The sequence below is a fragment of the Chitinophaga sp. CC14 genome (assembly GCF_048957795.1).
Taxonomy (GTDB): Bacteria; Bacteroidota; Bacteroidia; order Chitinophagales; family Chitinophagaceae; genus Chitinophaga; species Chitinophaga ginsengisegetis.
Genome location: NZ_JARBFY010000003.1, coordinates 1,028,599 through 1,052,037, shown reverse-complemented (window position 1 = coordinate 1,052,037; position 23,439 = coordinate 1,028,599). Strand labels below are relative to the sequence as shown.

The following is a 23,439-nucleotide window of genomic DNA, read 5'->3' as shown; positions in this document are numbered from 1 at the left end:
ATTTATTTTAATTGTATTGTTGACAATTGTTATTACAAATCTATCTAAAAGGACCGGATATTACTTCCCGGAAATTAACTGATAGGTTGCTGATTTTAACAGGTAGGGAGGGAAAAGGGTAACGTCTCCCACACGGAGACGTTACCAATAAGATTATAATTTATAAAAGCGCCAGCTGGACGTAAAATCCTTTGGCACCGGCTTATTCAACAGGATGGCCCGGAGCATTTCAATGGGCATCATATTCTCCCGGAGCACGGCATCATGATATTGTTTAAACGACATTTTCCCACTGTCAACCAGTTCTTTCTTCAGGGCTTCAAACTGCAATCCGCCGATCATGTAAGCAATCTGGTACAACGGACTGTAACCACCCACAAAAGAGCGGCGCACTTCTCCTTCTGCATTTGCCCGTTCGTGTCCTACGCGGTCTACGAGGAAGTCGATACATTGCTGTGGCGTCCATTTACCGGTATGATAGTTAATAGAGAAGATGATGCGCGCGCAACGGTGCTTACGCCAGAACAACATACCAACACGGTCTTCCGGCGACTTTGCAAATCCCTGGTCCCATAGCAACCGTTCCCAGTAAAGTGCCCATCCTTCAATCCAGAAAGGCGTTTCAAAGTGACGGTACGTTTTATAGCGGTTCTGCATAAATTCCTGGAGAGCGTGTCCTGCCAACAGTTCATGGTGAACGGTGGCACGGGAAAAGTGCGGGTTATTGCCACGCATACTCATCATTTTATCTTCATGGCTCATGCTGCTAACGGGATAGGATACACTAAACTCTTCGCCGCCGGTGAAGAATGGGTTCACCAGCTGCCGCTCCGGCGTCATCATAATCATACGCCAGGTTTCCTCTGCGAGAGGTGGCAGGGTAATCAGGTCATGCTGTTTTATAAAATCCACGGACTCGTTGTAGAGCTTCATCATCGCAGCAGGTTGATCTGCCGGGGGCACGTAACTGTTCTTTACTTTTTCCATCGCTGCCTTCCAGTCTGTTCCCAGTCCCATTTCGCGGGTGGCTTTTTCCATTTCCGCGTCGCACCAGGCAAATTCCTTATTGGCAATAGCCAGTAATTCTTCCGGTGTGTAGGGAATCATTTCTTCCTGCAATCCTTTTATCAGCGCGGTTCTTCCGATAGGGTGACCGGCAATGCCGCTGCCGTCTTCCGGCATGCGGGCAGTACTTTTCTCCTTGTTGTTAAAAGCAGTGCTGTAAGTTTTCAGGAGACTGTCCACCTGTTTATACGGAGCCGGCACCCACCAGGAAAACAGCGGATCGTATCCGTTATAAAAAGTAAATACATTGCCCAGTGCTTCCCGTAAACCTCTCACCGTGGAGATGCTGCGGCGAATCTCAGGCAGGGTGAGTGAGCTGTCGCTTTCCAGTTGTTGTCTTTTTTTGATGATTTCCTTTGCCGTTTCGCTCAGCTGGGCTGCCAGTGCGGCTGCATCCGGCTTCTCTCCGCGGCGGCGATGTTGTTCTGCCTGGTAGATCTTATCTGCAAAGGGAAACCATTTTTTCACCTGTGCGCTTTCCTGTTGTGCGAGCAACAGCTCCTCCAATGTCTGTGAAAGCCGGCGTTTAAAAAGCGTGTAATCTACCTGTGCGCCTACATTCAGCGCGGCATACTTCAGTTGTTCCAGCCGTTGCTGATAGCTCTTTACCAGGGTGGTCATGCGGGCGAGTCCTTCCGGTGAGCTGTCTACAAAGTAAAACCGGCGCAGGTTACCGGCGTCCGCTTCGTATTGCACCATGATGTTATTCACTTCGCTGGTCTGGAGGTACAGGTCATTATCCGCAGATTGGGCGGAAGTTGTTGCCTGCTGCAACAGCACGCAGGCAAGGAGCATGTATAATTTCTTCAAAAGAGGCATATTTTACTCGTTTATATTTCTGTCTGGCGGATTGATATTCAACAGGCTTTTCACAAAGAAATCGCGGCGTTTAATTCGGCCGTAGGGGCCTCCGTCGCTGTGTCCCATGCCGGGCACCGGCAGGAACTCGAAAGTCTTACCCTTTTTGATCAGTGCGTTGATCACCCGGTAAGTAGATTCCGGCGGCACATTGGTGTCGGCTTCACCCACTATCAGGAGCAGGCGGCCCTGCAATTTACCGGCGTTGGTTACATTGGATTGCTCCTCATACTCTTTGCCTACGGGGTATCCCATCCATTGTTCATTCCACCATTGCTTATCCACACGGTTATCATGACAGCCGCAGGAAGCCACTGCTGCTTTATAAAATTCGGGATGGAAGAGCAAGCCGCCCAATGCGTTTTGTCCGCCGGCGGAAGTTCCGTATAGCCCTACCCGTGAGGTATCCACAAAAGAATATTTTTGAGCCAGCGCTTTGATCCAGAGGATGCGGTCCGGGAATCCTGCATCCACGAGGTTTTTCCAGCATACATCGTGGAATGCCTTCGAGCGGTTAGCGGTGCCCATACCATCGATCTGCACTACAATAAATCCGAGATCAGCCAGGCTTTGCATATCGATATAATAGCTCATAAAGCTTTTGGGTACAAAGGCATCCTGCGGACCTGCGTAGATATTTTCCACTACCGGGTACATTTTCGTGGAATCGTAATCCGTTGGCCGGCACATCACGCCCCAGATATCTGTTTTGCCATCGCGGCCTTTCGCCGTGAAAGGTATGGGAAAAGGCACGCCGGTGGCTTCCCAACCGCTCACATCTGTTTTTTCCAGTACGGTGATCAGCTTACCGTCGGCAGTGCGGCGCAGTTCATTTACCGGTGGCACGTTTACCTGTGAGTATTTATCTATAAAATATTTTTTATCGGGAGAAAAAAATGCCTGATGGTTGCCAGTGGCCGGAGTAAGGTCCAGCAGGTGCTGTCCGCTGAAGTCCGTACGGTAGTAATGGAGGAAGTAAGGGTCTTCCCCGGCGTTCCTGCCTCCTGCCCTGAACCAGATCTCTCTTTTCTTTGCATCCACGCTGTCTATTTCCCTCACTACCCAATCGCCTTTTGTTACCTGGTTTTTAATTTCGCCGGTGAGGGTATTCACCAGGTAAATATGCCGCCAGCCGTCTTTTTCAGATGTCCAGAGAAGTTCATTGGTTTCCGGGAGGTAATGGGTGTAGAGGCGCGATTCGTAGATGAAGGAAGGCGTTTTTTCATCCAGTATGGTGCGGGTGTTACCATTAGTGGCATCTACTTCTATTACGCGGAAGCGTTGATGACCACGGTCTACTTTTTCATAGAGGAAGTAGCGCGGGTCTTTATGCCGCCAGTGCAGCATTGGGGCATCAAAGAAATCGATCTGTTCTGTTTTTACTTTAGCGGTGGTTTTACCGGCCAGGGTAAACAGGTACATATCGAAGGTGGTAAAAGGATCGCCCGGTTGTTTATAAGGTTGGGAGCGCAGCTGTCCGCGGGTGGTTCCTGCCACGTCGGTGAGTACATAGTACACGGAGGAATCTTCCACGGGGTGAATACGGTAGCCAACCAGGTATTTGCTGTCGGGCGACCAGGCCAGGGCGCCGTAGTAGTCGCCGGTGGCTTTCCCGTCGGTGGTAAACGGCGTGAGGGCGCCGGTAGCCACCGAGCGTACATACACGTTGCCATCGATGGTGGTGGCTACCCATTGTTTATCCGGGGAAACGCTGTCTGTTGCAAATCCTTCCCAGCGACTGGGCTCATGCTGTCTTACAGGACGCGCGCCTGTAAGATTTTTAGCCAGTTGCGCAATTTTTGCGGTGTCGGTGATCTCCTCTTTTTTACCGGTGGCAGCCGTCACAAGATAAGCTGTCTTGCTGCTGTCTTTCCCCGTAATAACATACCAGAACGACTTTCCGTCAGGCATCCAGTTGGCATCCACGTTATGCCGGGAAATGGTTTTCCGGGTAATACTGTCCAGCAGCTGTACTTTTTTATATCGCTGCAATATCTCTGCATGTGAAGGCAGGTAAGGTGTTGGCTTACTTTGCTGTGCGAGCAACAGCCCGGTTGGCAGGCTCCATAAAATCAGCAGGTAAAGAAATCGTTGGTATTTCATAAGTTATGTTGATCCCCTGTAATTAAATGTACATTGGACAGTTAATATATACTGCCTGTCCGATTATTTTTTAAAAGTACATCAGGCATTGATTAGATTTTAAACGTTTTTTAATAACTTGTTCTCATATCTTCACCTAAATTTGGTTACAATCCCTTCAAAGGTGTTAAAAAAAGAATAATGTAACTACATGAAAGTATTACAGTTTACGATACCTGTTGCGCACGATAAAACCATTATCACACAAAAGGACATATTGCCGGCTTTTTATCCGCATCTTCACCGTCATGAGGAAATCCAGCTTACCTGGATCCAGCATGGCCATGGTACTTTGATCGTAGAAAATAATATGCATGCTTTCTGGTCCAACGAAATATACTGGATAGGCAGTAACCAGCCGCATGTATTAAAAAGTGAGGAACTGCCTTTTGGCAGCAAGAACAAAAAAAATGTGCAGGCCCTCACCCTCTTCTTCAACCCGGAAGGCAAGCTGGCGCCGCTTTTCGGGTTACCGGAATTTAAAAAGATAAAGTCTTTTATAGATCAGTCCCAGAACGGGTTTAAGGTACCGGAAGCGCATGTGGTGGAAATCTCCAGCCGGTTGCTGAAAATCCACCAGTCGCAGGGCATTGCGCAGTTCCTTGCATTTGTAGAGCTGATCAATTTCTTTCTTACTATAAAAAACCTGGAGCCGCTGATCACGGGATCCAGATTATCTGCTGTAAATGAGCAGGAAGGCATCCGTATCGGGTATATCTATAATTATATTATGCAGCATTATGATGCGGAAATAAAGCTGGAAGATATTGCACGGGAGGCGCACATGACGCCGCAGGCTTTTTGCCGGTACTTTAAAAAACATACACGGCTAACGTTTGTTTCGTTCCTGAACGAAGTGCGGATCAACGAAGCCTGCAAAAAGCTGGCCGGCGGATCGTATGATAGCATTGCTACCGTGGCCTATAACTGTGGCTTCAACAGCATTGCCAATTTTAACCGGGTATTTAAGAGTATTACCCGCAAATCGCCCCGCAGTTACCTCCGGGAATATGAGCAATTGGAAAACGGGGCACCGGGCACTGCAACAAAATCTGCATAGTATTGATCAAAAAGCGAATAGAATAGCCAGCAAAGTAACTGTAGTTTTAGGGGAGATAAACCTGTAATATCAACCAAACTACGATTCGCTACTATGTCAGACGCTCCTACCTTCAAACCGTCCATTAAGCTGCTGGATGCCACCATGATTGTGGCCGGCAGCATGATAGGCTCGGGAATTTTTATTGTCAGCGCAGATATTACCCGTCATACCGGAAGCGCCGGATGGCTGCTGCTGGTATGGCTGATCACCGGTTTTATGACCCTTACTGCTGCATTGAGTTACGGGGAGCTGAGTGGTATGTTTCCACGTGCAGGCGGACAATACATCTACCTGAAAGAGGCTTACAACCCTATGACGGCCTTCCTGTATGGCTGGAGTTTTTTCACCGTGATACAAACCGCTACTATTGCGGCGGTGGGTGTAGCCTTTGCCAAATTTACCGCTTACCTCCTGCCGGTGTTCAGTGAAGAAAATGTGTTGTTGTCGGTAGGCACACTTCATATCACCGCTGCGCAACTGCTTTCCATCGGGGTAATTGTGTTGCTCACTTATATGAATACGCGGGGTATTGAAGGAGGTAAAATGATCCAGACTACGTTTACAATGACCAAGCTGGTGAGCCTGGCGGCACTGATCATATGCGGACTGCTGGCGGTTAAACCGGAAATATGGCAGGCCAACTGGCAGGACGCATGGAAGCTGCACCCGCTTACAACAGATGGCAGCATAGGGTCTTACAGTACCATTGCTGCTTTTGGCGCTATTGCTTCTGCAATGGTGGGATCGGTGTTCAGCAGTGACTCCTGGCATAATGTGGCGTTTGTAGGCGGTGAAATAAAGAATCCCCGGAGGAATATCGGGCTGAGTCTTTTTTTAGGAACAGCTATTGTAACGGTCATCTACCTGCTTACTAATATTACTTATCTCGCAGTGCTACCGCTGTCTGAAATTGCCCATGCGCCAAAAGATCGTGTAGCCGTGTCCGTATCACAGGCAGTACTGGGAAACATAGGTACCGTCATTATTGCCGTGATGATCATGATATCCACTTTTGGTTGTAACAATGGACTTATACTTGCCGGTGCGCGGGTGTATCATACGATGGCAAAAGATGGCTTGTTTTTCAAAAAAGCCGGTAGTTTAAACCGTTCCGCCGTACCTTCCTTTGCATTGTGGATTCAATGTCTTGTAGCATGCTTATGGTGTCTTAGCGGCCGTTATGGCGATTTGCTGGATATGATCTCTTTTGTGGTGGTGGCTTTTTATATGCTTACCATTGCGGGTATTTTTATCCTGCGGAAGAAGCGTCCGGATGCCGACCGGCCTTACAAAGCGTTTGGATACCCGGTGCTGCCGGTGCTGTACATTTTAATGGGCCTGGCTTTCTGCGGACTGCTGTTTGTATATAAACCACGATTTACCTGGCCGGGATTATTTATCACGTTGTCCGGTATACCCGTGTACTATTTCGCCAACAGGAATAAACGTAACGGCGATTCACCTATCTCCCGGAAAGAAAATATAACAACTGCTGAATCTTCTTACTGAATAATGCTGTCAACCAGGGGGACTATTAAAACAGTCCCCCTTTTTTTGTTTTCCCTTATAAGCGTATCCCCTACGCCTTTTCAAAGTATTAATATATAATTAATCCAGCATCATAACCGGGCAAAAAACTATACTTGTACATTTACAAAATTCGTTACCTTTCTGACAGAAACTGATACGATGTTATGTAGAGAAACATGTAATTCCTTTTCTGACGAAGCATTACGACGTGCCATATTGATCATGTGAAAGACCAACTTTATTTCATCACTTTTGGGGATCCGGTGAGTTATGTAAAAAATTGCCTTTAGCGGGCAAATGTGCAATAACGATTTAGCAAATTATTTCAATCACAACCAAAAACACTAAAGCAACAACACGAAAGACAGGCCGTATATCTGTTCCATTCACGTTTCTATTCAAGTTCACGTCTTATTCATTAATTATGAGGTATTCATTCACTGGAAAATTATGCTTTCTGATGGTCTTTCTGTGCGCAGCCACCAGCGCAGTATTCGCTCAAAAGACCCTTACCGGAAAAGTTACCGGAGCGGCAGATGGTGCTCCCCTGCCAGGTGTAAACGTAACTGTACCCGGCACCGCCAGCGGCGCCAGTACCGATACAAAAGGGAACTACACCCTTTCTTTACCACCGGGTGCTAAATCGGTTTTGTTCTCGTTTATCGGCTACGAACCACAAACTGTCACGATCGGAGAACAAACCGTTATCAACGTATCGCTGGCCGCTGCCACCAAAGGATTAGGTGAAGTAGTGGTAGTAGGTTATGGTGTGCAAAGCCGCCGCGATGTAACCGGCACCATCGCTTCCGTAAAAGGATCGGATATCAAAAACCTGCCTGTATCAGACGCCGCACAGGCCATCCAGGGCCGCGTAACAGGTGTGGACATCGTACGGTCGGATGCAGCCCCCGGCAGCACGCCCTCCATCCGCATCCGTGGTACAGGTACCATCAATAATTCAGACCCCCTGATCATTATAGACGGCGTGCCCGCAGGCGGACTCGCAGATGTAAGCCCCAACGACATCGCCTCTATGGAAATACTCAAAGATGCCTCCTCATCTGCCATTTATGGTACCCGCGCCGCCAATGGCGTGGTGATCATTACCACCAAAAGAGGCAACTACGGGGAAAAACTGAAAGCATCGGTCAACTTCTATCGCGGCGTTAGCAATACCGTCCGCTATATCCCGCTGCTCACCGCACCAGACCTGGTGAAACTGAAACAGGAACGCTATACCAACGATGGCGTGCCAATTGAACCCATCTGGCAGGATCCTTATTATGCCACACAACGCACGGACTGGCAAAAGGCATTATTCGGTTCCGGTGATATTACCAATGCGGATGTAAGTCTGCGCGGCGGTAATAGCAGCTCCAATTATATGCTCAGCGCCGGTTATTATAATGAAAATGGTATCATCACCAATTCCTATTTCAAAAGATACTCCGTACGCATTAACTCGGAACACAAGCTGGGTAAGCGTTTGAAAGTAGGTGAAAATCTGCAGCTTACGTACAAACAAAACAGCGGCCCGGATACCTACTCTTCTCAAACAGGTCTTATTTTCAGCGCCCTGCGCTTTAACCCCGCCATCCCCGTTCACAATCCTGATGGCAGCTGGGGCACCTCCAAAGCCAGCAATGAACTCGGCGATATCAACAACCCGGTATACACGGCAGAAACCACCGACACCTGGACAAAAAACTATCGCATGCTGGCCAGCGTATACGCTGAACTGGAAATCATGGATGGCCTTACCCTCCGCGCCAACTACGGCTTTGATGGCAGCATGGTAAACCAGTTCAACTTCGCACCAAAAGTACTGGACCAAACCAGGGCCCGCGATCATGCGGAACTTTTTAACCGCAGCGAAAGCTATAACAACCAGCTGAGCGAAATATTCCTCACCTATAATAAAGTGCTGGCAAACGTACACCACCTCACTGTTACCGGTGGCTACTCCCAGCAAACCTTCAATGGTTCCTGGAACCAGGCGGAAAGATGGGGCTTTAATGATGAATCGAAAGACCAGCTGGTATTGAGCAATGGTAATGATATCCACGATGCGAAAGGCAATTACTTTAATGCCAACGCCATCGCATCCGGATTCATCAGGGGCTTCTACGGTTTCAAAGATAAATACCTGCTCACTGTTACCTTCCGTGCAGATGGCTCTTCCAGGTTCGCACCGGATCAGCGCTGGGGCTATTTCCCTGCTTTCTCCGCAGGATGGCGTATTTCGGACGAAAGCTTTTTCAAAGACAACGTAAAAGCTGTCAGCAACCTGAAAATTACAGGCGGCTGGGGACAACTGGGTAATCAAAACGTTACTGAATTCCAGTACCTCGCACAGATAAACAAAGACCGCCGTTATAACTTCGGGGAAACTTCCTACACCGGCATATGGAATTCCAGACTCGCCAACCCCGACATTACCTGGGAAAAAGCCGAAATGACCAACATCAGCCTGGAAGCAGGGTTCTTCCAGGATAAACTGACTACCACCATCACCTGGTTTAATAAAAATACCAACGACATGCTGGTACCTGCTCCTGAAATGGACCTCCACGGTACTTCCGCTATCCCCGACCGGAACCTCGGCCAGCTGAATAACAAAGGCTGGGAAATAGAAGTAGGCTACCAGGGCGGCAACGACAAGTTCCATTATAATGTAAGCGCCAACGCTTCGTTTATTAAAAATGAAGTGACCAAACTATATGACCCTTCTTCTTACATCGGCTCTACCCCTTATGGCAGACAGGGACAGGAAATTTCACGCACCTATGTGGGCCAGCCGCTGGCTTCCTACTATGGCTGGAAAACAGATGGAATCTATCAGACAGCAGATGAGATCAACAATGATCCCAACATCAGCAAAGATCCCAACAAAGCCAATATCCAACCCGGTGATGTACGTTTCCTCGACACCAACGGCGATAATATTGTAAATGATAAAGACCGTGTAAACCTGGGCAGCCCCAATCCTAAAATGGTATATGGCATTCAGGCCAGCGCCGCTTACAAAGGTTTTGACCTGAGCCTTTCCTTTGCCGGTGTAAGCGGCGTAAAGCTTTACAACGCCGATAAAATGCAGGGTATGGATCCAAACTATCCGTACAACCTCTATGCAGATGCGCTGAATCGCTGGCATGGCGCCGGTACCAGCAACTCCGTACCAAGAATGACCCTGGGCAATGCCAATCAGAATAACCGTACCTCCGACCGTTTCGTGGAAAGCGGCGATTACTTCTCGCTGAGAAACGCATCGCTGGGTTATACCATTCCATCAAAAGTATGGGGCCGTAGCGGCATTTCAGATATACACGTATATGTGGCCGCACAAAACCTCTTTATGCTCACTAACTACTCCGGCTTAACACCACAGCTGGGTTATAGCGGCTCTTCAGATGGCAGCAAAGGTACCTCCGACGGAAACAGGCAGAGAGGCGTGGACGTAGCCGCCTATCCGCAGGCCAGGACCTTTACCTTTGGCGCTACCCTCAACTTTTAATTCACGGGAACTTTAAATTAATTACTATGCAACGGATCAAATATATATTAGTCGCAACGTTACTCTTTACCGCCTGTAAAAGCGTGCTGGATGTATCTCCCAAAGGAATGTACAGCACCGGTAACTACTGGCGCAATCAAAGCGATGCACTCGACGGGGTAACCGGTATTTATAATATTTTATTGGAAGAAGATTACACCGGCTTTAATGAGTTTGTATTCGATAACTGCTCGGACGACCAGGTACGCGGCGGTGACCACGATTATGACGGCGTGATAGAAGATTTCACTTATGATGCTTCTACCTACAGCGTAAGAGTAGGATGGAGATGGAAATATGAAACCATTAACCGCGCCAACAACGTACTGATCTATGTTCCTAAAATTACAGACATCGATCCGGCCATTAAGAACCGTTGTCTCGGAGAAGCACATTTCTTCCGTGCATTCGCCTACTGGCGCCTGCTGCTGATCTATGGCGAAGCTCCTATCATCACAGAAGATGACGTGCTTAAATCTTCCTATAACAAACCCAAAGTAACGGCAGATGAACTGCGTGCCCAGATAGAAAGCGACCTGCTGGCTGCCGCCGACCAGCTGCCGGAAACCTACGATGATGCCAACAAAGGCCGCGTAAGCAAAGGAACCGCCTGGGGCCTGTTATGCAAGCTGTATATGAACTGGTCGAAACTCGACAAAGCTATTGAATACGGCAATAAAGTAGTTAGCAATACTAACTATAAGCTGGCGCCTAACTACGCGGATAATTTCAGCGTAGCCACCGGCAACAATTCAGAAATGCTGCTCGCCGTTCAAACAGTAGATGGAAACGGCTACTCCGATTTCATCACCTACCATGCACCGCGTAACTGGAACGGATGGAGCTTCTTCTACCCTACTAAAGGACTGGTGGATGAATTTGAAGCAGGCGATCCCCGCAAAAATATCTGCATCATGCAGCCCGGCGACCAGGTGAATATTGGCACCGGTATTGCCACCTACGAGGCGTCGGCTTCCTGGAGCGGCTATCACTATAAAAAATTCTGTAGCTGGAAACCATCCGGCGGACTGGACTACTCCCTCAAAACACCGCTAATGCGCTCCGCAGATATTTATCTGCTGGTAGCAGAAGCAAAGATCCGTTTAAATGGCCCGGGCGCCGGCGACGCAGAATTGAATGCAGTCCGCAAACGCGCTTCCGCCACTTTACCCGCGGTAACCAATGCCGGTATGCCAGCACTGATGCACGAACGCAGAGTAGAGCTATGTGGGGAAAACGAGCGGCATCAGGACTTGCTCCGTTGGGATAAGGCCAACCTGGTAGATATTGTGGCGCTGTATAAAAAACCCAAACTGGCATACAATGGCGCTGTGATTACAAGAGGCGGGGCTGCACGCAATTTTACAAAGCCTAAGAATTACTTCTTCCCGATGCCGCAACAGGAAATCGACAGAAGTAAAGGAACATTGGTGCAGAATCCGAATTATTAGTCTTCATTATTATTTAGAACAAAAGAGGGCGCCTCAAAATAATTGAGGCGCCCTCTTTTGTTCTTCAAAAAAAAGTGAATACTACCTGTTACCAGGTAGACAAACAACCCCACAAACCAGTATTTTCAATCGAAAAACCCGTCCGGGTACATTCTTTGAGTATTTTTATGCCAACGAATAAAAATAAAGAGAATGAAAAAATCACTCACATTTATTGCTTTGCTATCCTTCTCCATGATGTTGTTTTCCTGTGGCGGAAAAGATGATGATCCAACACCTGAACCACCTGCAGGTGAATCCAGCTGGAAACTGGGTAACTATACTTATACGAGAGGCGCCTCTGCGCAGGATATCACCGGTGCTTTAGTAGGAATGACAGTTACCACCTCAGGTGATGGCGGCAATCATGGCGTTTACTCTGGCAGCGCATTAACGGCTGTTTTTGTGGGGGCATTAGGAGCTGGAAAATATACGCTGACGACCAGCAGTGTTATGGCCGCCAATCCAGCCGTACGTTATATGACACTTGGCTGTGCGGTTGGTACTGCGGTGACCACAGGCGCCGTTGAATATGCAGCAACTGCCACTTCCGGAGGCACCGCTGATGTAACGGTAGATGGCAATGGAAAATACCATATTAACATCTCCACCCCGGTAACGCTGGTTAAAGCGGCGGTAACAGGCGGTGGGATTCCCGGAGCGCCTAACACCTACACTTTAACGATTAAAAATGCTTATTAATAAGGGGGCATTAAATACAAAAAGGGCGTCTCAATTATTTTTGAGACGCCCTTTCCTTTTTATTTTACTTCTTTATTTTACAGAGAACTTATACACCGTCGTCTGTGAAAACGTTTCACCTGGTTTCAGGATTACGTTCGGGAAAGACGGCTGATTGGGAGAATCAGGGAAGTGTTGCGTTTCCAGGCAAAGCGCAGCGTTCTGCACATATTTTTGTCCGTTGCGTGTATTCGTGAGCGTGCCATCCAGGAAGTTACCTGTATAGAACTGAATACCGGGCTGGGTTGTAGCTACTTCCATATAGCGGCCGCTGGTTGGATCATACAGGGTGGCAATGGTTTCCAGCACGCCTTCCTGTTTGTCCAGTACCCAGTTATGATCATAACCGCCTTTTACTTTACCAATATCAGTACCAATCTTTTTGGCAGTAGTAAAATCCATTGGGGTACCTTTTACCGGGTCCAGTTTGCCGGTGGGGATCAGCTTATCATTTACCGGGGTATAGCGGCTTGCCTTCAGGGACAGTTCATGTCCGAGGATGGTGCTGTCTTTTCCGGCAGACAAATTAAAATACGCGTGGTTGGTCAGGTTTACCGGGGTAGGTTTATCCGTGGTAGCCTTGTAGGTGATCTGCAGGGCGTTATCCGGTGTAAGCGTGTACACAACGGTAGCCTGCAGGTTACCGGGATATCCTTCTTCGCCGTCTTTGCTGTTATATACCAGTTGAAGGCTGCTGTCGCCCGCAGGAGTGGCAGCCCACACTACTTTATCAAATCCTTTCAATCCGCCGTGAAGCGTGTTGCCGTTATTGTTAGGAGCCAGTTTATATTCCTTGCCATCCAGTGTAAATTTCGCGTTGGCAATACGGTTGGCGTAGCGGCCTATCAGTGCGCCAAAGTAAGGTTGTCCTTTTTGCTGGTAGCCGGAAAGTGAGTCGTAAGACAATACCACATTGCCTTTCTGTCCTTGTTTGTCGGCGGTAATGATGTCCGTGATGGTACCACCGTAGTTCAGGATCTTTACTTCCATTCCGTTTGCATTCTTCAGGGTATACTGCAAAACTTCCTGGCCATCAACCTGGCCAAAGCTTTGCGGACCAGCTGTTACAGCTGTTGCTGTGGAATCCTTACTTTCTTCCGTCTTCGCAGCATTGTTGTTGCAGGAAGCCAGCATGGTGCCACCGGAGATAACGAGGGCGGTTAGCGCCTTAAAGTTCATGTCCATAACGTATTTTGATGTTAAGTGAAAAAGAGTCATTAAATATCGGGATAATCCGGCTAAAGTCAAATATTTTTATTTGAAATTTATTGTCACAAGAACAATTAAAACGCTATTGATTAAAATACGTGTACTTTCTGTCAATAATGGGAAAGTAAGTATACCGCGGGCGAATTAGCTTTAACCTGTTAAATACTGATGAAATGAAAAGACTGATCATTACGGGATTGTTGCTGGCCGGCAGCCTTCCCCTGTACTATAGCGCCTGTGCCCAATCTTATGTACCGGAGTGGAAAGAAAGCAAGATGAAAGTGTTGCCAACAGCCACCATTAAAGCATATCCCTTCCCGATAACGGAAGTCACCCTCCTGGATGGTCCCTTTAAAACGGCCATGCAGGCGGATGCACAATACCTTTTAAAGATAGATCCCGATCGTTTGCTGTCGGCTTTCCGCACCAATGCAGGACTGCCAGCCAAAGGGAAGCAATATGGCGGCTGGGAAACCGGCGGGCTCGCAGGCCACACAATGGGACATTATTTATCGGCCTGCGCCATGCAGTACGCGGCTACTAAAGACACCGCCTATCTTAACCGCGTGAATTACCTGGTAAGCGAGCTGGCCCTGTGCCAGCAAAACCGCCGCAACGGCTATATCGGGGCTTTCCCCAACGATAATAAGCTGTGGTCCGAAATTGCCGCAGGAGATATCCGCTCCAGGGGCTTCGACCTCAACGGCGGCTGGTCGCCCTGGTACACCGTACACAAAATTATGGCCGGGTTACTGGATGCATGGCTTTATTGCAATAACGCTGAAGCATTACAGGTAAACAAAGGTATCGCCGACTGGACCGGCAACATCATCAAAAACCTGTCGGAAGAACAGATGCAGAAAATGCTGATCTGCGAATATGGCGGGATGGCAGAAACACTGGTGAATACTTACGCCCTCAGCGGTGATAAAAAGTACCTCGATCTCTCCTACCGCTTTTATGATAAACGTATTCTTGATTCCCTGGCTATCGGGAAAGATATCTTACCCGGTAAACACTCCAATACCCAGATCCCCAAAGCCATTGCCAGCATCCGCAGGTATGAGCTGAATAAAGATCCCAAAGACGCCGCTATTGCCCGGTATTTCTGGGAGGTAGTAACCAGGGATCACTCCTATGCCAATGGTGGCAACAGCAACTATGAATACTTCGGGCCTGCAAGACAGCTCAATGAAGCGCTGACAGACAATACCACCGAAACCTGTAATACCTATAACATGCTCAAGCTCACCAGGCACCTGTTTGCACTGGAGCCACAGGCGCGTTTAATGGACTATTACGAAAAAGCATTGTACAATCATATTCTTGCTTCACAGCATCACGAAACCGGCATGATGTGTTACTTTGTTCCGCTCCGCATGGGTGGCCATAAAGAATACAGCGATGAGTTTGAAACCTTTACCTGCTGCGTGGGTTCAGGAATGGAGAATCATGTAAAATACGGTGAAAGCATCTACTACCGCGGCGCCGATGGCAGCCTGTTTGTGAACCTCTTTATTCCTTCCATACTTGAATGGAAAGATAAAGGCATCAAAGTAAAACAGGAAAACAACCTGCCGGCAGATAATCGTGTAACCCTCACCGTTAGCACAAAGAAAACAACGTCATTTACCCTGCGCATCCGTAAACCGGTGTGGGCACGCCCGGGTATTACGCTGAAAGTAAATGGTGCGGAACAATCATTACAAACAGATGAAAGCGGTTACTTCATTATTACACGGAGCTGGAAAAACAACGACCAGGTAACGCTTACCCTGCCAGCCGATGTTTATACAGAAGCACTTCCCGATAATCCCAACAGGCAGGCATTATTTTATGGTCCGGTGTTATTATCCGGTATTCTCGGGGAGAAAGAACCCGATCCGGTAAGCGGCGTACCCGTACTCGTAACGCCCAACCAGCAGCCCGGTACCTGGATCAACCGTACCGATGATCATAACACTTTACTCTTCCGCACTGCCGGTACCGCGCAACCAAAGGATGTTGCACTCACTCCTTTTTACCAGACCCGCAATGAATACTACACCGTATACTGGGATGTATTTACGCCGCAAAGCTGGGAGGAGCAACAGGTGAAATATGCTGCCGCCAAAAAAGCGCAGCAGGAGCTGGATGCACGCACTACAGATATTCTTCGTCCGGGTGAAATGCAACCGGAACGTGATCATGAATTCACCGGCGAAAAAACCAGCACTGAAGAAGAACACGGACGTAAATGGCGCATCGCCTGGCCCGGAGGATATTTTTCCTTTAACATGAAGGTAGATCCCAACTCCCGTCATTCGCTGCAATGCACTTACTGGGGCATGGATAACCGGGGCCGCACCTTTGATATCATCGTAGACGGCACAACCATTGCTACAGAAGATATCAACAAATTCAAGGAAAGCAGGTTCTATCCTGTCTCTTACGCCATCCCTGAACATCTCACAAAAGGAAAGCAAAGCGTGAATATCCGTTTTGTACCAAAAGCCAACAACAGCGCAGGTCCGCTGTATGGTTGCAGAATGATAAAAGAATAAAGAAACAGGCGTTAGCGGAGTGGTCCCGCTAACGCCTGTTTTATTTCCCTGCCGCCGGTATATGCGCTTCAGATCACTATTTATTTATCTTCACCCTGATCACATAAAAAGACCACGGCGCTATATCCGTCCGGATTGTTTTTCCTTTGATGTCTATATTTTTTTCTTCCGGAGAGATGCTGATGGGCTTGTCCAGCGAATTGAGGCCCTGAAGGTCATTGCTTCCCAGGGTAATTAACCTGCCGTTGGCAGCAATGCTTTTTACACCCTGCACCGCCACTGCTACAGGCTTAACGGTAGCAGCAGTATTTATCAGTTTTATTACCAGTTCACCGGTGGCCTTATCTACTACCGTAGACGCATATACGCTATCCTGTCCGCTGATCACCTGGTTGCCTTTCAGCATTGGTACCACATCGGTGCCTTTGTTATTGGCATATAATTTCTGTACATAGTAGTTAGGCGTGCCATAAGATCGCAGGTTATCAAACCAGATGAGGTCGGGCGACCACTGCCATCCGTCCACATGCGCCAGCAGGGGGGCGTAGGAAGCCATTACCACCAAATCGGCATTACGCTCCAGTCCAGTCATGAAGGCGGCTTCTGCCAATGCAGACTGCCAGTTGTTTTTATTTTCGCCATTGTTTACTCCTTTGGTATGCGCTGCATATTCACCGGCAAAAATCTTCGGGCCTTTACGGTCGTAGGAATCATAGCGTGCTGCATTGCTGAGGAACCACTCCGGGGAGCTGTAGTAGTGCTCGTCGAGGATATCCGCATTCAGTTTACGCAGCGTATCGTTGAGGAAAGTAAATTTATCGCCGTCCGGGCCGGGGCCAAGACTATTCACCAGCTTAATATCCGGGTATTTGCTTTTAATGGCTTTTGCAAAAATGGTGTAGCGTTCCACGTATTGCGGCCCCCACTGCTCGTTGCCTACGCCCATCATTTTAAGGTTAAATGGCGCCGGGTGGCCCATCTTTGCGCGGAGTGCGCCCCACTTTGTATTTACATCGCCATTCGCAAATTCAATCAGGTCCAGTGCATCCTGAATATAAGGATCCAGTTCATTCACAGCTACTACTTCCGCGCTGTTAAACTGGCAGGCCATGCCACAGTTGAGGATCGGTAACGGCGACGCCCCTATGTCTTCCGACAGCTGGAAGTATTCAAAGAAGCCAAGTCCGAACGACTGGAAGTAGTCCGGTGTGGCGCGATGCGCAAACTCGTTGTTCCAGCGGTTGATGATCAATTCGCGGTCGTTGACATCCCCTACTGTTTTTTTCCACTGGTAACGGTTTACCAGCTCCCGCCCCTCCACGATACAGCCACCGGGAAACCGGATAAAGCCGGGATGCAGGTCGGCCAGCAATTGTACCAGATCGGCGCGCAGCCCGTTGCTCCGTTCCTTCCAGGTATGTTGCGGGAACAGGGAAATCATATCAACATCTATTACCCCCTGACCGCTGAAAGTCACCTTCAGCTTGCCTTTTGCCGCTGCGGCGGTGGCGGTGAAACTGGCTTTATACTGTTGCCAGCTGCTGCCGTTGGGCGCTACGGTGGTACTGCCTATTTCTTTACCGGCATCATCCAGTAACGTAACGGTAAGCTTTACGGCGGCGCCTTCCTGTTGACGGGCATACAAAGAGAAATTGTACTGCTCGCCGGCTTTAATACCCATGCCACGGAAACCTTCATTCACTATTTCAAAGCTACGTGTAGCCGGCATCGTTATCCTGGCAAAACGGGGATTGGAGGGATGCTCTTCCTTACGGTTAAGAACCAGTATTTGCCCGTTGGATACCGCATCCTTTGGAATGCTCCAGCCCATGAGCGGCGTACTGAATTCAAAGGAACGGTTCTTGACCAGCTCCGCATAAATACCGCCGTCAGCGCTGAGGTTAATGTCTTCAAAGAAAATACCCCACATGTTGGGCGATACCGGCGTTTTTATTTCGCCGGCCTTCACCGTGAAATTCAGTGGTTGCTGCGCTGCTAACGGGATCGTATGTACGCCCATCAGCATGGTGAATGCCGCAATAATACGTTGTGCTTTCATATGTAATTATTCCAGTTTTTTCTTGCCCGGAGAGCGGTACCATTATTATTCAATGGCTTCCCGCAACTGCATGGAGTGCATTTGTTCTTTTCATAACGGAAATTCATTTTTCACACAGGATACTGATATCCTGGTGGAATACACCGGAATTTACGAAGACTGCTCTAAATTGATCCTGCCTGTTAACGGCGCCGGACAATGGCATCAGATTATGGCACCTTGCGTTTCAATTGTCAATTAAACAAGTATGTAATATTGGCTAAAAAGTGTTCCGGGGGAACACGACGATCGATTATTTCTATAACAAGACTAAATTAAGGGATCTTTTTTAATTGTCAAAATTACAATTAAATAATCCGGTTCCTCCCTCACCCTCCATTGTTATGCTGCAGCATGTGCGGATCAGGCACAAAGTTCAGGAAGGCATGGAAATTGGCGTTGTATTTTTTCCGGTCGATCCTGTAATAAAAGGCGCCCTTCTTGGAGCTTAGCTTGTCTTTGTCCGTAAGCTTTACCAGCAGTTTGGTAGACAGGATCTTGCGGCTGAAGTTACCCTTATCAAAAGAGATGTTGTAAACAGATTCGTACAGGTGTTGTAATTGAGGAATGGTGAACTTGCCCGGCAACAGTTCCAGCAGCAGCGGGTGCAATGCGGCTTTATAACGCAGCTTCTCCTTTGCCAGGTCTACCATCGCTTTATGATCGAAGATCAGGTCCGGGTGATGGTTAATAGGAAACCATACAGCGTGGAAATCTTCATTCAGCTGCTGTTTGTATTTCTGGATATCGATCAGTGCGGTATAGGCAACTGATACGGTACGTTCCACGGTGTCACGGGAAGGAGAACTGAAAGTATGGAGCTGCTCCATATAAATGCCATCCAGTCCGCTGAGATTTTTCAATACCCTGCTGGCGGCATCTTCAGCGCTTTCGTGTTCCTGTATAAAGCCGCCTACGAGGCTCCACTGCCCTTTACAGGGTTCAAACCCTCTTTGTATCAGCAGCAGTTTCATTTCCTGGCCATCGAACCCAAAAATGATACAATCAACGGCGAACAATAACCGGGTCTGCTGCGAATATCTTTTCATAACGATAAATTAGGCGGTGAAAGTACAAATTAATGGCGGGTATTTTTAAGGGTTTTGTCTTGCCGTGGCAAAACAAAACCCTTGAAAATATTACCAGAACTTGATGTACAAAGCAGATAACAACAGCAATGTGATTACAATCAGCACGGTGGTAGCCGGGGTGATCTTAAACATGGTCTTATCAAGTACAAAGGCTTTCGGATTCACTTTTGGTCCGGCAAAGCTGATAGCGATCATTACGATCATCGTAAACATGAAGGCCAGTCCCATACAAATGAGGAAAGGAATTTCGTACCCGCCTTTGCCATTTGGATAAGCGGTATAGAAAATAGTTTCATGACCCAATACGGCAGGTGCAAACTGGTTGAAGAAAACACACAGCGTGAAGCCGGTAATAACCCCTGCTACCGCAGCGGCGCCGGTAGTGCGTTTCCAGAACATACCCAGCAGGAACATGGCAAATACGCCTGGACTGATAAAGCCGGTATATTTCTGGATAAAGGTAAATCCACCTTCTCCGCCAATACCCAGTAAATCGTTCCAGGTAAAGAGGATGCCCAGCAACATGGCAGCTACCACGGTGATGCGACCGGTCCATACCAACTTTGCTTCAGAGGCATCCTTCTTAATATATTTACGGTAAATATCCAGTGTAAAAATAGTGGAGATACTATTGGCCTTACCCGCCAGAGACGCTACAATGGCAGCGGTTAATGCCGCTATAGATAAGCCTTTCAGCCCGGACGGCAGGAAGCCGAGAATCGCTGTATAGGCGCCATCTTTACTGGACAGGCCAGGCAGGTGGCCATTTTTTTGCAGCACATACGCCGCAATACCTGGCAGCATCACAATGATAGGCATCATGAGCTTCAGTAAACCCGCAAAGAGTATACCGTTACGGGCAGTTTGCAAATTGGCTCCCAACGCACGTTGTGTGATGTACTGGTTGCAACCCCAGTAGTTGAGGTTCACAATCCACTGGCCGGCGGCATACATCAGGATGCCTGGAAGCACCAGGTACTTGTTGATATATTCCTGCGAAGAATTAGCATCTGGTTTTGCGAGGATCATATGAAAGTGATCCGGCGCATCTTTCATAAGGGCGTTGAAACCAGCCAGGGCGTCGTGTCCCAGGCCAAACTTCTCACTCACCAGCGTTAAGGCCATGTAGGTAGTTGCCAGTCCGCCGATGATCAACACGCCTACCTGGATCACATCCGTATAACCGATTACTTTCATACCGCCAAGCGTAATGATGATGGCAAATACAGAAAGCGCAATCATTACCACATGCAGGTATTCCCCTCCTAACAGGCCGTTGATAGCTAATGCGCCGAGGTATAGAATGGAGGTGAGGTTAACGAACACATAGAGAAATAACCAGAAGATAGCCATGATCAATGCTACCGTTTCATTATACCGCGTTTTCAGGAACTGCGGCATGGTATAAATTTTATTCTTCAGGTAGATAGGAATAAACCAAACTGCAATAATGATAAGGGCAATCGCGGCAACCCATTCATAGGCCGCTACAGCAATCCCAACGAAATAGCCATCTCCGCTCATGCCGATAAACTGCTCCGCAGAAATATTTGACGCAATCAGTGAAGCACCAATTGCCCACCAGGTAAGGGTTCCCTCAGCGAGGAAGAAGTCTTTTGTATTCGTTTCTGTTTTCTTTTTTCGTCTGTATATCCAGTAACCATATACGGAAACAATAATGAAATAAGTAATGAAGACGAGTATATCGCCGGTGGAAAGGATGTTTTGCATAACGGGCAGTTTATTTGCTTTTGCTTTAAGAAGATGGCATGTTATAAAGCAGCCGGCGGCGATGCCCAAGCACCTGCCGCCGGTGGGTGGAATTATTTATAGGATACATCGTTCCAGCGCAGTTCATTCTTGAACTCGCGCAGGTCGGTATTCTTCCCTATCAGTGCCAGTTCAATACCTGCCATTTCTGCAAAGTCCTGCATATGTGTGGAGGTAAGGTTTTGGCTGTAACAGGTATGATGGGCGCCACCAGCCAGTATCCAGGCGGTGCAACCTTTCTTCATGTCGGGATAAGGCTTCCATAACACGCGGGCTACCGGCAGCTTTGGCAGATCCTGTGGTGGTTCCACCGCTTCTACTTCATTTACCAACAGGCGGAAACGGTTGCCCATGTCTACTAAAGAGGCGTTGATAGCCGGTCCTGCGGCGGAGTTGAATACCAGTCTTACCGGATCAGCCTTTCCACCTATGCCCAGCGGATGCTTCTCACATGATGGTTTTCCGCTGGCAATGGATTCACAGATCTCCAGCATATGGGAACCCAGCACCATTGGATTAGACGGATCAAAGTGATAGGTATAATCTTCCATGAAAGAGTTGCCGCCGGGTAAACCGCTGCCCATTACTTTCATGGCCCGCACCAGCGCCGCTGTTTTCCAGTCGCCTTCACCGGCAAAGCCGTACCCGGCTTTCATCAGGCGTTGCACTGCAATGCCCGGCAGTTGGATCATACCGTGCAGGTCTTCAAAGGTATCGGAGAAGCCCTTGAAGTTTCCGTCTTCCAGGAATGCTTTCAGGCCGAGTTCTATGCGTGCTGCATCTTTCAATGCGGGGTCCTGCAGCAGTGCGGAAGATATCGTATATGCGTCACCGTATTCTTTTACGAGGGAAGCCACGGCTCCATCGGAAATACCATTGATCACACTTACGAGATCGCCTATACCGTGGGTGTTGCAGGAGAAGCCCAGTTTGGATTCCGCTTCTACCTTATCGCCGTCGGTTACTGCTACGAAGCGCATGTTATCACCAAAGCGGACAAAGCGTGCGCCCTGCCAGTCGTGCCAGCCGGCGGCTACCCTTGCCCAGGCGCCCAGTTCATCCAGTACTTCCGGGTCCTGCCAGTGGCCGGTGATCACCTTGCGGCTCATGCGCATGCGGCTCATCATAAATCCGAACTCACGATCGCCGTGTGCGCTCTGGTTCAGGTTCATGAAGTCCATATCTATTTCGCTCCAGGGAATATCGCGGTTGAATTGGGTGTGCAGGTGACAGATGGGTTTGGATAATGCTTTCAGACCGCGGATCCACATTTTGGCCGGGGAGAAAGTATGCATCCAGGTGATCACACCGATACAGTTGGGAGCAGCATTGGCTTCCATGCATACGGCGTAAATTTCATCGGGTGTTTTTACAGTAGGTTTGTAAACCACGGTAACGGGTATACGTGCATCCTTATGCAGGGAGGCGGCTATTTCCTGGCTGTGAGCGGCTACCTGTTTCAATGTTTCTTCTCCGTACAGGTGCTGACTGCCGGTAACGAACCAGATCTCGAAATTTTTCAGATTAATCATGTTGCTTGGTTTATTGCCCGTAATAGGAATTGGGGCCGTGTTTACGTTCAAAATGTTTCCGGATCAGCGCATCTTTCAGTCGCGGTGCATTCCCGTTAATCGACTCAGTGAGATACGCCATTTGTGCCACTGATTCCAGTACGGCGCTGTTATATACTGCTTTGGCGGGAGTTTTTGCCCAGGTGAAGGGCGCATGGTTTCCTACCAGGATCATTTCAATGTCTTCGTAGGTGAGTCCCCGTTCCGTCAGTGCATTCATGATCTGGAAGCCGGTCTGGTATTCGTAGTCGCCGGCAATCATCTCGTCAGACATGGGCGGGGCGCAGGGAATATCCACCGTATTATGATCGGCGTGGGTGGTGCCATAGATAGGAATATCGCGCTGACTCTGTGCCCATGCGGTAGCATAAGTGGAGTGGGTATGCACGATACCGCCAATATGTTCCCAATGCTTATACAATACCGCGTGGGTGAGGGTATCAGAAGAAGGGCGCAGTTGCCCGTCTACTGTTTTACCATCAAAGTCCACGATCACCATTTTTTCGGGAGATAGTTCCGCATAGGGAACGCCGCTGGGTTTGATGGCAAACACGCCCAGCTCCCGGTCGGCCGCACTAACGTTTCCGAAAGTGAAGATGACCAGTCCCAGTGCAGGCAGTTGCATATTGGCTTCGTATGCGGCCTGCCGGATATGTTGATACTGTTGCATACAAAA

General features: G+C 48.5%; 14 protein-coding genes. 6 read left to right on the top strand and 8 right to left on the bottom strand.

The window, feature by feature from the left end; translation table 11 throughout:
• Positions 1-153: 153 nt before the first annotated feature.
• Both PV783_RS14400 and PV783_RS14395 read right to left on the bottom strand, forming a co-directional pair.
• Entirely contained in the window at positions 154-1,884 is a 1,731-nt protein-coding gene (locus PV783_RS14400; RefSeq protein ID WP_111578837.1) for a DUF885 family protein, read from the bottom strand.
• Positions 1,885-1,887: 3 nt separating this feature from the next.
• A complete protein-coding gene (locus PV783_RS14395) occupies positions 1,888-4,026 on the bottom strand; it encodes a prolyl oligopeptidase family serine peptidase (protein ID WP_420988508.1) in 2,139 nt (712 codons plus the stop codon).
• A 190-nt stretch (positions 4,027-4,216) separates the two neighbouring features.
• Between PV783_RS14395 and PV783_RS14390 the strand changes: the two genes are divergently transcribed.
• The 5 genes from PV783_RS14390 (at position 4,217) to PV783_RS14370 (ending at position 12,442) form a co-directional block, all read left to right on the top strand.
• Positions 4,217-5,125, top strand: a complete 909-nt coding sequence (locus tag PV783_RS14390; RefSeq protein ID WP_079468200.1) for an AraC family transcriptional regulator — start codon at positions 4,217-4,219, stop codon at positions 5,123-5,125.
• Between the two features lie 93 nt (positions 5,126-5,218).
• On the top strand, positions 5,219-6,676 hold the full coding sequence (locus PV783_RS14385; RefSeq protein ID WP_111578839.1) for an amino acid permease: 1,458 nt from the start codon (positions 5,219-5,221) through the stop codon (positions 6,674-6,676).
• Positions 6,677-7,157: 481 nt separating this feature from the next.
• Positions 7,158-10,211 (top strand): SusC/RagA family TonB-linked outer membrane protein, encoded by a 3,054-nt coding sequence (locus PV783_RS14380; RefSeq protein WP_420988507.1) that lies wholly within the window; start codon positions 7,158-7,160, stop codon positions 10,209-10,211.
• A 26-nt stretch (positions 10,212-10,237) separates the two neighbouring features.
• Positions 10,238-11,701 (top strand): RagB/SusD family nutrient uptake outer membrane protein, encoded by a 1,464-nt coding sequence (locus PV783_RS14375; RefSeq protein WP_420988506.1) that lies wholly within the window; start codon positions 10,238-10,240, stop codon positions 11,699-11,701.
• A 192-nt stretch (positions 11,702-11,893) separates the two neighbouring features.
• Complete coding sequence (locus PV783_RS14370; protein ID WP_420988505.1) at positions 11,894-12,442, top strand: hypothetical protein; 549 nt, start codon at positions 11,894-11,896, stop codon at positions 12,440-12,442.
• Positions 12,443-12,514: 72 nt separating this feature from the next.
• On the opposite strand, the gene PV783_RS14365 is transcribed toward PV783_RS14370, so the two are convergent.
• Positions 12,515-13,666, bottom strand: a complete 1,152-nt coding sequence (locus tag PV783_RS14365) for an aldose epimerase family protein (protein WP_420988504.1) — start codon at positions 13,664-13,666, stop codon at positions 12,515-12,517.
• A 197-nt stretch (positions 13,667-13,863) separates the two neighbouring features.
• On the opposite strand from PV783_RS14365, the gene PV783_RS14360 reads away from it, so the two are divergent.
• Positions 13,864-16,233, top strand: coding sequence for a beta-L-arabinofuranosidase domain-containing protein (locus PV783_RS14360; RefSeq protein ID WP_420988503.1), 2,370 nt, complete (start codon positions 13,864-13,866; stop codon positions 16,231-16,233).
• A 76-nt stretch (positions 16,234-16,309) separates the two neighbouring features.
• Here the strand turns inward: PV783_RS14360 and PV783_RS14355 are convergent, their stop codons facing one another.
• From PV783_RS14355 to PV783_RS14335, 5 genes are all read right to left on the bottom strand, one after another.
• Positions 16,310-18,292 (bottom strand): alpha-L-arabinofuranosidase C-terminal domain-containing protein, encoded by a 1,983-nt coding sequence (locus PV783_RS14355; RefSeq protein WP_420988502.1) that lies wholly within the window; start codon positions 18,290-18,292, stop codon positions 16,310-16,312.
• Between the two features lie 368 nt (positions 18,293-18,660).
• The gene (locus PV783_RS14350; protein WP_079468207.1) at positions 18,661-19,380 is read right to left on the bottom strand and encodes an NUDIX hydrolase; all 720 of its coding nucleotides are present in this window, start codon (positions 19,378-19,380) and stop codon (positions 18,661-18,663) included.
• Positions 19,381-19,470: 90 nt separating this feature from the next.
• Positions 19,471-21,153 (bottom strand): sodium:solute symporter family transporter, encoded by a 1,683-nt coding sequence (locus PV783_RS14345; protein ID WP_079468208.1) that lies wholly within the window; start codon positions 21,151-21,153, stop codon positions 19,471-19,473.
• Positions 21,154-21,245: 92 nt separating this feature from the next.
• Positions 21,246-22,724: an L-arabinose isomerase gene (gene araA / locus PV783_RS14340; RefSeq protein ID WP_079468209.1), complete on the bottom strand. Its 1,479-nt coding sequence runs from the start codon at positions 22,722-22,724 to the stop codon at positions 21,246-21,248.
• 10 nt (positions 22,725-22,734) lie between these two features.
• Positions 22,735-23,433, bottom strand: coding sequence for an L-ribulose-5-phosphate 4-epimerase (locus PV783_RS14335; protein ID WP_079468210.1), 699 nt, complete (start codon positions 23,431-23,433; stop codon positions 22,735-22,737).
• Positions 23,434-23,439: the final 6 nt, after the last annotated feature.